Origin of the sequence: Candidatus Nanosalina sp. VS9-1 (assembly GCF_047555085.1) — an archaeon.
GTDB lineage: Archaea > Nanohalarchaeota > Nanosalinia > Nanosalinales > Nanosalinaceae > Nanosalina.
On the sequence record NZ_CP180230.1, the window covers coordinates 584,579 to 598,697 of the forward strand.

A 14,119-nucleotide genomic window follows, 5' to 3' on the forward strand; every position below is an offset into this window, starting at 1 on the left:
GCCTTCATCTCTCAGCTTCTCACTTTCAGGATGCCTGCTGGAGAGGCCGTAACGCGCCATAAGCTCGCTTATTGGATTATCAGGGTTCATCTGCAGTACAGTTATTACCTCTAGAACCCTTGAAAAGTAACGCAGAACTTTCCGCAGTTCCGCAAAAAAGAAAAAAGAGTTATGAGCCCTCCAAGACCTCCATTTCTATATTTTTCAGAGGTGCTGGAAACTCACATTTTACTCACTTGCTTTGACCATTACCTTGATCGCTTCTCTGTTATCCATGGCCTCGTAGCCTTCCGGCACTCCATCGAGATCCACGGTCTTGTTCAGGACTGGTGAAGGATCAAGTGTTCCCTGTAGAACATCTTCCATCAGTTCTTCAAGGTATTCTCTGACTGGCGCTGGCCCTCCTTCCAGAGCGACGTTCTTGTAGAACATTTGCTGGACGAAGTCTCCTGATTCAAGGTGCGGTACTCCTACGTAGCCTATTTTTCCGCCAGGCCTTGCCATCTGTGCTGCCTGCTCAAGTGAGGAGTCGTTTCCGACGCATTCCAGGATGTGGTTCGCTCCTCCGTTCGTTAGTTCCATGACTTTTTCAACTGCTTCTTCTCCTCTTGCTGCGACTGTATCTGTAGCCCCCATTTCTTTCGCGACTTCAAGTCTATCTTCATGATGGCCTACAGCGATTATCCTCTCTGCTCCAAGCCTTTTCGAAGCTGCTACAGCACACAGGCCTACTGCTCCGTCTCCGATGACTACTGCCGTATCACCTGCGCTTACGTCTGCGCATACTGCTGCGTGGTGTCCTGTCCCCATTACATCGGTCAATGGGAGTAGTTTTTCCAGTACTTTTTCGTTATCCTTGTATCTTTCCGGTACCTTGACCAGTGTGCCGTCTGCGTGCTCGATCCTCATCTTCTCGGCCTGGGCACCGCTTTCAAAGAATCCTGCGTTTTTACACGCGGTATGAATCCCTTTCCGGCAGAACTCGCATTCCCCACAGCTCATCGAGAAAGGTGAGATAACTCTGTCTCCTTCTTCCAGAGAGACTACGTCTTCGCCGACTTCTTCCACGATTCCCATCGGTTCGTGGCCGACTACAGAACCTTCTTCCTCGTCCTGATAGCCTCTGTAGAACCAGAGATCCGAACCACAGATACAGGTGTGAGTTATTCTAATTATTACGTCTTCAGGGTTTTCGATTTCAGGATCTTCAACTTCCTCAATCTGGATGTCGCCTTCGCCGTGATAGACTGCTGCTTTCATACACTAAACAGGTATTCAGGAAATTGAAAAACAACGAGGTTACTCCAAAGAAACGGGACTTGTAGTAGACCTGTAATGCCAAAGTCCAAGCTATTTGTGAGGAAGAATTATGAGCCCCATCCGAGATTTGAACCCGGGATCTCGTCCTTACCAAGGACGCGCTCTACCGCTGAGCCAATGGGGCCTGAGTTTCTTCTGTCTGAAGAATTACGATAGTGTGAGGCCTGGCCGGATATTTTTTCCAGGCCTCTGAATTAAAAATTTTTTATCCTGCGAACTGGGAGTTCTTCTTTCTGAGGTCGCTGTATCCGCATTTTCTGCAGCTTGTCTTCTCTGGATTGTCTGTCTTGTTCTTTGCGTTGCAGCGTCTGCAGATGTATACGTTTTCGAATACTCTTTGTTCAGCTTCCTCAAATCTCTGTGCCATAAGTTTTGTACACCTCTATAGGTCTAAACTCGAGGCCTAGTTTTAAATAAGAAATTTATCTGTCGTAGTTAGAATTTGGCAGATAAATATCGAATGATGGTGGTTTCAGGCCTGGCAGTATCTCGATGTCATGGCCGCTGGTATCTTTCCTGTCTCTCGAGTTGAATCCTTCAGGTACTGCACCCGGCTTTCTTGCTCCGAACACGTTGCCGTCTTTATCTACTACTTCATCTCCTCCGAGCTTGTCATATCTTACAAAGATTCTGGTAGGGCCTCCATCCTTGCTTACGTTGAACTCTCCTATTGTTTTAACGATTTTTGTAGGTGAAAGGAGGCCTTCGGCTTCAAGAGCGTTACATAGCTCTCCAACGATTTTTTCTGTAGTTTTCCTATTTTGATTTACATTATCGCTTGGCGAGTCATCTTGTTTTGGATATATGGTGGCAAGTTTTACAGCTGTCTCCTTTCCCTTGTTCTTCAGGCTTTCAGCGTTTCTTCCAAACTTGTTTTCACTTTCCATACCCTTAAGAACAGGCATAACTGCTTCTGCCACACGCAGAACTTCGTCCTCGTTTTCTGGATTGACAGCTACGTGAATCTTCCATCCCTGTGAAGCTGTTTTCCCGCTGTGCACCATCCAGTTGAACCTTTTACCGCCGCTTTTGTGGACCCAGGCCCAGCGCCCCTTCCAGATGTCTGCACTGTTTTTACTCCAGTCAGGCTCAGTAGTAGGATCTTTAGCCACTAACTGCCATGGCTCTGAAAGACTTGAACCTGTATCATCTGAACCATCTGAAGAATCATCAGAGGCCTCCGGAGCGTATTTTTTACTCAGAATGTTGCTGACTCTCTCCGCACGTTTATGGAGTTCTGTTTCAATTTCATCTTTTTCCAGACCGTGCTCATCCAAAATATCAGTTAAAATGGATTCAAGCTGCTGAACTTTCTTCCCTTTCCTGTCAAGCTCTTCTATCTTCCTCCCGAGCTCGTTAATCTGTTTCTCCTCCTTTCCTGCGATTTTTCCGAGGCCTGAGTCCTGAAGGCGTGAGGCGATACTTTCCAGCTCTCTGTCCTCTTCGGAGGCCTTGGATACATCCCGCTCAAGTTTATTTCTCAGATCTGATAGTCTTCTGGCATTCCGGATGGAGGCCTCCAGCTGTTTCCCTATCTCCTGCTTTCTGGCGTTCTGTATCTCGGTGAGATAATCTTTCAGGACATCGGCAGAGCTATCAGTTAAAGAGATTTTAAGACCGTCTATACCGAAATCCACTGAGTCTGGATCTACTTCAAGGCCTTGCTTACTGATTATTACTCTTGCAAGTGAGAATCTTTCAGAGGCCTCTAAATCACGTTTAGTCGAAGTTATATCGCTTGCCAGGGCCTCCACTGCATCGCTGTAAGAAGTCATTTATCCTCCACCACTGAACTCTGTTGGTTCTGGAAGTTTTTCGAAGCTGTATCCTGATGCTATGTTGCTCCATTCCTCGTCAAGTTCTTCACGCCATTCGCTGAACTCTCCGGAACTTTTTCTGTCGAAAGTGTTCAGTTCCGGATCTCTGGAGTTGCCTTTAAGCAGTACTTTTTTCGGAGTTACAAGCATTCCTATGTATCCTTCTCCCTGTTCCTTGAAATTTTCTATATCGCCTTCCGACCAGCTTTCAGCGTATTTTGGACCGTAACGATGTATTGTGCCAACCGAGTGCGTATGGAATTCTACAAGTCTGTACTTGGCATAATTTTCTATCAGTTGGTTGGCTGCTCTCAGTCGGGCCTCATCCGGGGAAACTGACTGCTCATCCCCTACACCGGTCTTCAGAGTTTTCAGTACTGTCCAGTCTTTCCCTTCTTTCCTGCATATAAGGAGGCCTGTGATCTCCTCATTGTATGTATTAGCTGCGTGACGCAGATTCTGGAGGAACTCTTTATCGATGAATATCTTTGTGTTTCCGCTTTTTCTTTCAGAGGCCTCTCCTGCATTTTCAAGTACAACGCCTATGACGTTCTTTCGATGCTTCAGTGATTCCACTATTCTGTGGCTTTCAGCGTAGCTTTCAAGATTTTCGTATTCGCTGAGCAATGTCTCAAGTTTTTCCTGCCTTTCCATAAGGCCTGAAAGCCTGTTCCCCATCTCCTGCATCTGCTCTCCCTCATAATCGACTTCTGCAAGAAGATGTGCATCTTTTAATCGCCTTGCGATATTTTCAAGTTCTTTTCCTTCTCCTACAGCTTTCTCAAGCTCTGATACAAGCTGATCAGAAAGTGAGAAAAGCATGCTGTACTCGTTTTTCTTGTTTGGTGATGTATGCGTTGAATCCAGTTTTTTCGCCCATTCCAGATTCTCGTCTATGGCCTGACTGTACTGCTGCAGAAGAGTTCTCCCGTCGTCGCTCAGATGTATCGTGCAGGCCTCGCAGATATTTTCCACTTCATCGATATCGGAGTTATTTGAAAGCAGAAGGCCTAGAGCTTCTTCTCTGTCTCTTCCGTCGGGGACTTCCAGGCGTTCACTCAGTACGGCTTTGAACTGGCTGTAGTAGTTCTCACTCATCACTCTCCCCCAGTAGATTGATTATACGTCTTATCCTGTCTATGTCTTCTTCCAGTTCATCTATTTCCTCGTCCATCAGCTCATTGATCTCGTCTTCAGCATCTGATAGAATTCTTATAACTTGTTCAAGTTCTCTGGCAGTTGTCTCGGCTTCTTCATCGGCCTCTTCTTCCTCGCCTTCATCTATTTCATCTTCTTCACGGGCCTCTTCTTCCTCGATCTGCTCTTCTTCGGTTTCTGCCCTGTCCAGTGCTTCTTTAGTGGCCTCTATACCTTCCACCATCTGTCCGACACCGCTTGAAGTGGCCTTAACTGATGCTCCGGTAATGTAAGCTGATCCTGCTATAGTTCCTCCGACTCCTCCGATAAGTATGAACAGTGTTCCTGCAAGGATCATGAATGTGAATGCGAGAAGAATCATTGACTGCCAGCCTCTTATCAGGCCTGTGAATCCTGCTGATCCAACTACGGTAAGCGTTATCAGTAGTGTAAGTACCGCAAGTACGTTTCTGCTATCATCGTCTGTAAGGCCTACAGCATCCTGGAACGGCGTGTCCATGTTGCTGTCTTCGAGGTTCTTATCGAGGTACTGGAGCGCTATCTTGAAGATTACGTATGCGGATACCCACATAACGGAGAATGTTGCGAGTATGCCAAGCACGTGGTATGGTTCCGAGACTCTTATTCCGAATACCTGTGATAGAAGTTCTGGAAGAGATGCAGATCCATACCCGTAGTATCCTCCGTTAGTTATCTGTGCAGATGTGGATGGTATGAAGGCTGTAAACAGTAAAACCAGTTTTCTCCAGCGCCCCATGCCGTAAAATTATCGGTTCGTGGTTATAAGAGTTTACAAGAAAACGGCGTTTTCAATCAAAAAAGAAGAATAAGAAGGGAGAAGTCAGGATGGCTCAGGGCATCCTGGCCATGCTTTCTATCTCTTCCCTGAACTCCTCGACAGCATCGTATTCTTCGCCAGTAGCATCTTCTACGTGAGACTGGACTCTCTCCGTCAGCGAATGGATGCCATAATCGTCCTCTGCAGTGATATCATCAAGGCCAAGGTGATCGTACAGACCTACAACTTCATCAAGACGTGTACCAACACGTACATCTTCCTCATCAAGCCTGTCTGTTATTGCTTCAGCTGCCTGTGCGTAATCCGTTACTGCATCCTCCAGGTAGTCGATTCTTGTCAAAGCACGCTTTGCAACTGCATTGGCTGCTCTGCTGATATCCTGTACTACGCCCTGCTGGTCCTGTGAAAGCTCCGGTGAGCCTGGAAGTGTTTCTGGAACAGATTTAGCTTCATAAACGTCGCGCATGTTCCCAAGGCTGGATAGTGTGATGAAAAGATCCTCTATGCTCTCTGCCTGATCCTCAACATACTCTATCACATCGGTAGAGAACTCAACATGAACCTCTTCAAGTTCATCCATCCTGTCCGTTCTCTCTGAGACAAGATCCTGTTTCTCATCCTTGAGTGTAGAACGCTGTTCCTGAGCATCAGATCTAACTTCCTGTTTCTCCTCTTCAAGCTCTTCACGGCGCTCCTCATACTCGGATTCAGCCTCTTCCACAGTAGTTCTGAAGCTTCCCGAGATATCATCCCATTCCTGCTGCCACATATCATTCGTCTCATCGTAGGACGACTCATCAAGATCAGAAGTGGACATGCCAGAAACCTGAGACTTCAGATCTCCAACTTCTTCCTCCTTCTCCCGTTCAGCCTGCTCAATACGCTCATCTCTTCTTTCCTCAGCCTGCTCAATCTCCTGCTCAATCTCATCAACACGCTCCCGCTCCCTGTCGGAAACATTGCTTATCAGGCCTGTAAACTGCTGGACCTGTGATGAGAGAGTATCAACAGCAGCAGAGTTGGACTGGAGATATTCCATCAAGCTCTGATCCTCATCAGCAAACTCGATGCGCTCTCCATCCTCCTCAAGATACTTTAAATCAACCAGCTCCCACTCATCATCTACTTCTGCAAGACCTGTCTCACGGGCATCCGCAAGGAACCTGTTAACAGGCTGATTCTCATCACCAGCTCTGCTTTCAAGCCTGCTCTTCAGATCACGGAACTGTATTTCTCTCTGTCTCTGTTTCCCAAGCGCATTGCCGTACTCCGACTCAGCACTCTGGGCCTCTCTAGCAAGTTCATCTTCATCAAGAACATTTGCATTAGCATGAGTTCCAGCACGTCTGTTCGCAGGATTTCCATTAACCTCAGCCTCTCTCCCTTCAAGTTCAAAACCAAATTCTTCCTCTACAGTCTCCTCTCCATTATCATCCATATTGTAATCACCAGGGTATAGTAAAGCACGTGAGAATTATATACTTAATCCTGGCCTTAGATTTGAACAGAATCATTTAAGACCACTGAGAAAAATTATGATCGCTGCTAGGACGTCTTCATTAACTCTCAAACGTGTAAAAAACTTCTTCAATTCTCTCTCTTTCAATATTCCTGAAAACGTCTCCTGTTGCCGGGCAGAAGCACACGCCAATACTCTCCGTGTCAACGAACACACAAGGAAAAACACCGCCGCCTACACGATAAAAACCGAGGCTGACAAACGCATCATCAATGAAATCCCTGACAGGCCTCCATGCACCAACTTTGGAGCTGTTAAGCTCATCTACAAGCCTGTGATCATATATAGGCCTGAAGTTATGGATAAGGAATCCAAGATAAACCGCATTCACAAGATCAGAATCAAAACGCAGAGAATCAAACGCTTCGGACAGCAAAATATTCTTCCTGTCCCTATCAGGAATTTTTGAAGAATTTATATCGCTATTTATGGACTCGAAGACATTAACAAGCTCTTCACCAACCTTGCTTTTCCTGCTTATGTCTCTGGACTTGATAAAATTCCTTATGTCTCCTTCAAATCTTTTGATAAGGCCTCTGGATTTCTTATCAAATTCAAAAGCTTTTTTGCCAGTATGGCTTCCTGCCGACATACCGATATCTACTTTCAAAGTTGTATTGCTTTTTCCGGAAGGAAAAATAGTTAGTCCAGGCCTTATCGAAGCTTCAGCTTCTGCTTCGCTGTCAAAACTTACAAATTTGGCTGTACTGATGCCAGTACTGCTTGAGTCGATGATCTGTTCTGTCAGTATTTTTCTTACATCTATTGCGTTTCTTAGGGCGTCAAGGCCTCCTATATGGGATTCAAGCTCCTTGATGTGCTCCTCTAAATCTTTCAGTCTTTCGTCCATATCTCTTATGCGCTCAAGTTCTTTCTTCAGCTCCTTCAGTTGATTTATCTCGTACTCGTATTCTTCTGCAATTTTTCTCCTGTTTCTGGATGACTCCAGATGATCTATTAGCTCTTGAAGATCTTTTTCCTCATCCACAGCATGGCCTATCTCGGCCTCAAGGCCTTCGATTAAATCCTGTAACTCGCTGTAAATCCTGTTGTTGGCCTCCAAGTCAGATACCTGATTTTTCAATCTTTCAAGTTCATTCAGGTACTGCTCCAGCAAGTCCAGTTCCTCTTCCGTGACCGGCAAAGCTCCTGCAGAATTTATTATATCTCTGAAACGTGCTTCAGCTTCACCTGAGGCCTCGTTAAGTGAAAGAAGCTCTTCCAGTTCATCCCTACTTATTTCAAGTCTCTCTACTACATTCCTGAGATTTTCGAATCCTTCATGTCCCTCCTGTACTCCAAGAGCTCTCAGTAACTCTTTCAAGGCCTGCAAATCATTTTTCAGATTTTCAAGCTCTGTGCTGATACTTCCCTCTATCCTGTTCTCTATATCCTCGATCAACTGTATGACTCTTTCAAGCCTGTTAGCTATATCCTCTAACTCTCTTTCTACTTCACTCGCTCCACGACTGCCTGTATCTGTTGAACTGTCAGTATCGCCTTCCTCTTTTCTTCGTGCATCATCCTCTTCCCTGTCGATGCTTTCCTCAAGTTCCTCGACTTCATCCTCTTCCCCTCTTATCTTCTCAACCTCTTCTGAGGCCTCTTTCACTCCTCTGGCAACTGATTTAGCGGATTTACCGAGTAGATATCCGCCGCCTCCCAGTATAAAGCCTGTGCCTCCTATAAGTACGAACATCAGGCCTGCTATAATCATGAACGTGAATGCGAGAAGGATCATTGACTGCCAGCCTCTTATCAGGCCGTAAAACGCTCCTGTGCCGATGACGCTGAGAGTTACAAGTAGAGTGAGTACCGCCAGAATATTCCTGTCCTCGCTCCTGGCAATTCCAAATGCGTCAGCAAATCCGTTGCGTCCGTCAAGGCCTTCATCCAGCTTCCCTATAGCTATCTTGAAGATTAAATACGCGGACAGCCACATCAGGCCGAAAGTAGCAAGCAGTCCTATCAGTTCTGTAGGATTTCCGATGTTGATCCCCAGTAGTTCTGATAGAAGAGCAGGTATAGACGCTGTGCTTCCGAAGCCTCCTCCGGTTATCTGCGCAGAGGCCTCAGACAAAAGAAGCGAAAACACAAGTACTAGCTGGGAAAGCCTCTTCATAAGGCCTAATTTGTCTTTTACAAAATATAAAGATGGAAGAACACCTCAAAAATTCATCTCCCACGTTCAGCCCACGCACAGTTTAAAAATATGGCAGCTACAATTTCTGTCTGTGGTTCACAAATGAAAGGTGAATACGATCATCTCTCCAGAAGGAGAGAAAGCGGAAGAAAAGTTACAGAATAGTTCTCAAAATCTTCTAGATAGTTCAAGCGATTCCTGCAGCTCTTCACCAATCAAAGGTGAAGGCGTTCACGGAAAGCTTCTCAACAACTCTTGACTCAAAAGGCCGTGTAACTTTACCTGCCAGTGTCAGAAGGAAGCTAGGCCTCGAGAAAGGAGACAAAGTGAAGATCTCCGCAAAAAATCCCCGCATCCGGAGTAGAGAGGCCTCATGTATTGAGGAGGCTCTGAGCTTTCTGCAGGAATTTGATTCCGTGGAAACTTTCTCCTTCAACGGGGAAAGAGTTGAGGTGGTTCTAAGTGGATAGCCTCGAGTTCACGGATCTAAGTTACGAACCCGGTGAGTACTCTCTAAGCGACGAAAAGATGGAATCAGCTGTGATAGGTATGTACCAGAGAGTGTTCAATAACTCTCCTTACGGGGAGAACTTTGACTACGAACTGGCTGAAGATATTGTCCAGGGAATCCGGGGAAAGGATACGGAAGGCCTTCTTGCTGTTCAGGACGGTATGCCTGTCGGATTTGCATGGGGAGAAGTTCTGGAGCCGGGGGATAGGGAAATTTTTCCGGATGAAATCCCTGGAGAATTCTTCGATGGAAGTAGTTACTACTTCGCTGAGCTCGGTGTACTACCGGATTACCGTGATCAGGGCCTCGGTAAAGAGCTAAAGAGGCGGGAGCTGGAGAAAGTTAAAAACCGTGAAGATATCGATAAAGGCCTGATGCGGACATCTGTGGAGGAGAACGATAAGAAGCTGGGTCTTGACAGCGATCTGGGATTCGAGGCCTTGGAGCCTGATGGAGAACCTGTAACAGAGGAGGTTGAATCCGTGGGAGTTGAAGGAAGTGATCTCCGTGGCTACTTCTGGAGGCCTGTATGAAGCTTTCTGGAAGTTTTCTCTCTTTTTTCTTTACTTATTTAGTATTGGAGGCCTCTCCTATCTTCATGAGAAATGGTGAAATCAGATGAGCGTGAATCTTGAAAGTCTGAAAGGGACGTACGACAGGTATCCTGGTGAATGGGCGTCTTGGAGGAAACTGATAGATGTTGTTGATGAAACAGCTGGAGAGTTCGGATTCCGGCAGTTGAATCCTCCGACGATCGAGAGACAGGAGTTATGGACGGAAAAAGAGGAGGACTCTGTTACAGACGAGATGTATGCCTTCACGGATAAAGGCGGTAACGAGATAACACTTATTCCTGAGCAGACTCCTACAAGAGCTAGATTGATTCAGAAGAGAAAAGATCTGAAAAAGCCTGTGAAATGGTACGACACCTCCAAGAGATGGCGTTACGAAGACGTCACACGCGGAAGAGACAGAGAATTTTTGCAGGGAGACTTCGATATCTTCGGAATACAGTCAGTCGAGGCCGATGCCGAGATAATCACAGCAGCAGCCATCATCTACAGAAAACTGAGCAAGGAGACTGAAACAGATCTTACTGATCGCATCGTATTCAAGATCAGTGACAGGCAGATAGTTGAAGGATTCCTCGAACTAAACGACATCCCTGAAGTTGAGGAAGTCATGAAAGTCATTGATGATGAGGAGAAGATGAAAAGAGAAGAGTTCATCGAGGAACTTGAAGAACTGGGCCTGAAACAGGAGGAAATCAGGAAAGTAGACGATCTTATGAATGTCTCCGGTGCTGATAACGAGCAGCAGCTGGAGGAACTGGAAAAAATCGCTCCAGAACAGCTACAGGGCCGTATAGACAGGATGCGTTCCCTTGTAGAAGCCCTGGATGCCTACGGAGTCTCAGACATGATAGAAATCGACCTATCTATCGTCAGAGGCCTGGCATACTACACAGGCCTTGTGTTCGAGGCCTTTGACTCTGAAGGCGAGCTTCGTGCTTTATTCGGAGGTGGAAGATACGACGAGCTTGTGGGCGAGTTCGGAGATCAGGATGTTCCTGCTGTAGGGTTCGCATTCGGATACTCCACGACTATCGAACTCCTGAAGAAGGAAGACGAGTGGCCTCTGAAGGAGATCGAGACGGATGTCTACGTTCTCTCAGTCAGCGACAGCGTGAGAGACATCGCTCTTGATTATGCAACAAAATTAAGGAGTGAAGGCCTATCCGTGGAAACAGATCTTGCCGGAAGAGGATTCGGAACACAGCTGGGATACGCTGACGACATGAACGCGGAAAGGGTGCTGATCATCGGTGAGAGAGATCTGGAAAACGATGAAGTCACGATGAAGCACATGGATTCTGGCGAAGAGGAGACACTGGATAGAGATGAAGTAATAGAGCATCTGAAATCAGAAGAATTTATCTGAAGAACTCTTTCCAGGAAAAATTCTTCTTTACATTTACTTTCTGGAGAATTCTCCGAGACTTTTCTGCATCTGTTCCTCTTCCGTGAAAAAGTTGTACTCTCTTGCTATCCAGCGAGTCAGAAGATTTACAACGGCCTCTATCTCACTCTCGGAAAGCTTTCTTCCCGCAGGAATTCTATGCGCTCGGGAGAGCTCTCTGCGTGAAGAACAGCGGCAGGCATGCATCGCCTTGTATATAGGATTACCGGCCTTCGGCGTCTGAACGCCATCATTATCCGGCTGTTCCTCCAGCTTGTTCCTGACTATTTTCCGGGCCTGATCCTTTATCTCCTGGATGCCCTGTTCCTGTACAAGCCTGTAATCTGTATCGTTCAGCCTGGGCATCTCCTTTGTACGTCCCGGGAGTTTGAGCTTTCTCATGAAGAACTATGACTTTTCAATTCTTTAATAAATAGAAAAATTTCAGGAAATATGAGGCCTTCAGGACTGTCTTATATCAGTTTCAATATCCTCAGCAGTCTCTAACTCGTCTTCAAGCACCTCTGCCTCCTCAGCATCCGTCGTAATCTTGTTCTCGATCTTCGACATCATCTCATCATGAGAGAAATTCTCGCCTTTGAGAACTTTCTCTGCGGCCTCTACAATCTGCTCCAGTCTCTGAATCTCCTCATCAGTCTTTGAGACGGCATCCTGTATAACCTCCAGAAGCCTCTGATGCTCCTCTACGAGCGGCTTCGAGGCCTGTAGCTTTCCTTCATGATCCCTGAGTTTCTCCAGTTCAGAACGGATACTTTTCTCCCGTGGTTCAACATCGTCCTCGATGTATATCTCTATACTTCCGACCCTGTCCTCCACAACATTTTCAGACAGGCCCTGCTTCAAGGCCCTGAAAAGATTCATCTCAGCTTCAAGAGCATCTTCAATAGCGTTCTGAAGCGACTCCAGATCAGAGATTATCTGCGACTCCTCAAACTCGATTTCCTCTTCCGGAGAATCAGGACCATCATCTTCACCACTGCTGAAAGGATTCAGTATACTCATACACAGAAATTAGTGCTCTTGGTTTATCAAATCTGCGTGAAAAAAGCTGTCATTCGCAGACTTCTATCCTGATAGGCCTGTGATCTGAAAAAGTCTCTTCAAGCCGTGTAACTTCTACATCAAGTCCTGGAGAGCTGAAGGCCATATCAAGTTTTTTCTTGCGTTAATCGATACTATTTTCACGTGTAACAAACTTTTACACCCGACACGATAAATACAATTTGGATTAAAAATCTTCTTGCATCAATTTTCTCCATGCCTTACAAAATCGGATTAGTAGGAAAGCCTTCTGTAGGAAAATCCACATTCTTCAATGCAGCGACGATGAACTCTGTCGATGAAGGAAACTATCCCTTCACAACTATCGATCCAAGTGTGGGAGAGGCCTACGTACGTGTAGACTGTGCAGCACCGGACTTCGACGAAGAATGCGATCCACGAGTAGGATTCTGCCACGACGGCATCAGGCATGTCCCCGTCAAACTTGTCGATGTAGCAGGATTGATTCCAGGAGCTCACGAAGGTAAAGGCCTTGGCAACAAGTTCCTGACAGATCTTAACGAGGCCGATGTACTGATTCACATCGTGGATTTTTCCGGTGAGACAGATATCGAGGGAGAGCCGACGGAAGGTCACGATCCACGGGAAGATATCGATTTCCTGGAAGAGGAGCTTGACATGTGGTACCTGGAGATCCTGGAGAAAGGGATCGAGAGATACGAGTCAAAGATGAATCAGCAGGACGTGAAGCTTGAGGAAGAGTTAGCGGAGCAGATGTCTGCCTTCAAGACTAACAAGAACGAGATCAAACAGTTAATTTTACAGGAAGGCCTTGAACTTGATCCTGATACCTGGGATGAGGAAGACAGAAAACAGCTTGCACGGACGATCCGTAAAGAGACCAAGCCGATGATCGTCGCAGCGAATAAAATGGATACAGAAAAGGCCCAGGAAAACTTTGAGGAGATCACTTCTGATCCGGAGTACGAGCATCTTGACTTTGTACCGGCCTCTGCTCACGCTGAGAAGGCCCTGAAGAATGCTGCAGAACAGGACGTCGTTGATTACTATCCGGGAGATGAAGATTTCGAAATTTTAACGGATGACTTGCCTGAGGAGAAAAGTAAAGGCCTTGAACAGATCAGAGAGTTTATGGATAAGTACGGCGGTACAGGCGTACAAAAGGCCTTGGAAGACGCACTGTTCGAGGAATTAGGAGTTATGGCTGTCTTCCCTGGAGGTGCTGACGGACTGGGCGACGAACACGGCAATATCTTGCCAGACTGCTTCCTTGTTCCAGAAGGTGCGACTGCTGAAGACTTCGCGTATACTATCCACAGTGATCTTGGGGAAGGATTCATTCATGCTATTGATTGCCGTGAGAATCGTCAGATAGGCGCCGATCACGAGCTTGAGCATACTGATGTCATCGAGATTGTGTCTTCTAACTAGAAAAATTATTTAGAGGCCTGTAAAATTTCAGGCCTGTTTCTTGCTTAATCTTAGTAATAGAGCTGTCGGGAGTCCCAGGAAAATTGCTGTTACAAACGTTATGGTAGTCCAGAACTCTTCTCCAAGCGGGTACGATGTCAGAGGCCCGGCTACAACCAGTGCAACTCCTACCACACCGTATAGATCAAGGAGTGATTTGTATCTTTTTGCTCCGCCGACAAACAGGCCTGCAGAGATCATAAGCACGCCGTAGAGAACGGTTATAAGCTGATCCATCATAGGGAAAGTTATATCGATGGGAAGCATTCCGAAAGTGACTGGCGCGGTTACAAACACAAGTCCAAGTATGACTGCGGAGACAGATCTCTCACTCATGCAACAGTTTAACGTGAAAGAAGTTGAAAAACACTTTGGAGCC

14 protein-coding genes and 1 tRNA gene are annotated in these 14,119 nt (G+C 46.3%); 4 read left to right on the forward strand and 11 right to left on the reverse strand.

The window, feature by feature from the left end; genetic code table 11:
- Positions 1–228: 228 nt before the first annotated feature.
- The 8 genes from ACK3SF_RS03460 to ACK3SF_RS03495 all read right to left on the reverse strand — a co-directional run bounded on the left by ACK3SF_RS03460 (position 229) and on the right by ACK3SF_RS03495 (position 8,735).
- The gene (locus ACK3SF_RS03460; RefSeq protein ID WP_414837299.1) at positions 229–1,260 is read right to left on the reverse strand and encodes a zinc-dependent alcohol dehydrogenase family protein; all 1,032 of its coding nucleotides are present in this window, start codon (positions 1,258–1,260) and stop codon (positions 229–231) included.
- 112 nt (positions 1,261–1,372) lie between these two features.
- Positions 1,373–1,444, reverse strand: a tRNA-Thr gene (locus ACK3SF_RS03465).
- 81 nt (positions 1,445–1,525) lie between these two features.
- A complete protein-coding gene (locus ACK3SF_RS03470; protein ID WP_414837300.1) occupies positions 1,526–1,687 on the reverse strand; it encodes a 50S ribosomal protein L40e in 162 nt (53 codons plus the stop codon).
- Between the two features lie 55 nt (positions 1,688–1,742).
- A complete protein-coding gene (locus ACK3SF_RS03475) occupies positions 1,743–3,095 on the reverse strand; it encodes a hypothetical protein (RefSeq protein WP_414837301.1) in 1,353 nt (450 codons plus the stop codon).
- Positions 3,096–4,235: a hypothetical protein gene (locus ACK3SF_RS03480; RefSeq protein ID WP_414837302.1), complete on the reverse strand. Its 1,140-nt coding sequence runs from the start codon at positions 4,233–4,235 to the stop codon at positions 3,096–3,098. It lies immediately after the preceding gene.
- Positions 4,228–5,052, reverse strand: coding sequence for a hypothetical protein (locus ACK3SF_RS03485; RefSeq protein ID WP_414837303.1), 825 nt, complete (start codon positions 5,050–5,052; stop codon positions 4,228–4,230). The genes ACK3SF_RS03480 and ACK3SF_RS03485 overlap by 8 nt, the downstream gene beginning before the upstream one ends.
- Positions 5,053–5,146: 94 nt before the next feature.
- Complete coding sequence (locus tag ACK3SF_RS03490) at positions 5,147–6,532, reverse strand: hypothetical protein (RefSeq protein WP_414837304.1); 1,386 nt, start codon at positions 6,530–6,532, stop codon at positions 5,147–5,149.
- Positions 6,533–6,653: 121 nt separating this feature from the next.
- Positions 6,654–8,735, reverse strand: a complete 2,082-nt coding sequence (locus ACK3SF_RS03495) for a hypothetical protein (RefSeq protein WP_414837305.1) — start codon at positions 8,733–8,735, stop codon at positions 6,654–6,656.
- A gap of 242 nt (positions 8,736–8,977) precedes the next feature.
- Here ACK3SF_RS03495 and ACK3SF_RS03500 point away from each other — a divergent pair, with 242 nt between their 5' ends.
- From ACK3SF_RS03500 to hisS, 3 genes are all read left to right on the forward strand, one after another.
- Entirely contained in the window at positions 8,978–9,226 is a 249-nt protein-coding gene (locus ACK3SF_RS03500) for an AbrB/MazE/SpoVT family DNA-binding domain-containing protein (RefSeq protein ID WP_414837306.1), read from the forward strand.
- Entirely contained in the window at positions 9,219–9,800 is a 582-nt protein-coding gene (locus ACK3SF_RS03505) for a GNAT family N-acetyltransferase (protein ID WP_414837307.1), read from the forward strand. The genes ACK3SF_RS03500 and ACK3SF_RS03505 overlap by 8 nt, the downstream gene beginning before the upstream one ends.
- 85 nt (positions 9,801–9,885) lie before the next feature.
- Positions 9,886–11,208 (forward strand): histidine--tRNA ligase, encoded by a 1,323-nt coding sequence (hisS, locus tag ACK3SF_RS03510; protein ID WP_414837308.1) that lies wholly within the window; start codon positions 9,886–9,888, stop codon positions 11,206–11,208.
- A 33-nt stretch (positions 11,209–11,241) separates the two neighbouring features.
- Here hisS and ACK3SF_RS03515 read toward each other — a convergent pair whose 3' ends face one another.
- Positions 11,242–11,628: a DUF4186 family protein gene (locus tag ACK3SF_RS03515; protein ID WP_414837309.1), complete on the reverse strand. Its 387-nt coding sequence runs from the start codon at positions 11,626–11,628 to the stop codon at positions 11,242–11,244.
- A 60-nt stretch (positions 11,629–11,688) separates the two neighbouring features.
- Positions 11,689–12,249 (reverse strand): hypothetical protein, encoded by a 561-nt coding sequence (locus ACK3SF_RS03520; RefSeq protein WP_414837310.1) that lies wholly within the window; start codon positions 12,247–12,249, stop codon positions 11,689–11,691.
- Between the two features lie 255 nt (positions 12,250–12,504).
- On the opposite strand from ACK3SF_RS03520, the gene ACK3SF_RS03525 reads away from it, so the two are divergent.
- Complete coding sequence (locus tag ACK3SF_RS03525) at positions 12,505–13,701, forward strand: redox-regulated ATPase YchF (RefSeq protein WP_414837311.1); 1,197 nt, start codon at positions 12,505–12,507, stop codon at positions 13,699–13,701.
- Positions 13,702–13,728: 27 nt separating this feature from the next.
- On the opposite strand, the gene ACK3SF_RS03530 is transcribed toward ACK3SF_RS03525, so the two are convergent.
- Positions 13,729–14,076 (reverse strand): hypothetical protein, encoded by a 348-nt coding sequence (locus tag ACK3SF_RS03530; RefSeq protein ID WP_414837312.1) that lies wholly within the window; start codon positions 14,074–14,076, stop codon positions 13,729–13,731.
- Between the last annotated feature and the right edge of the window lie 43 nt (positions 14,077–14,119).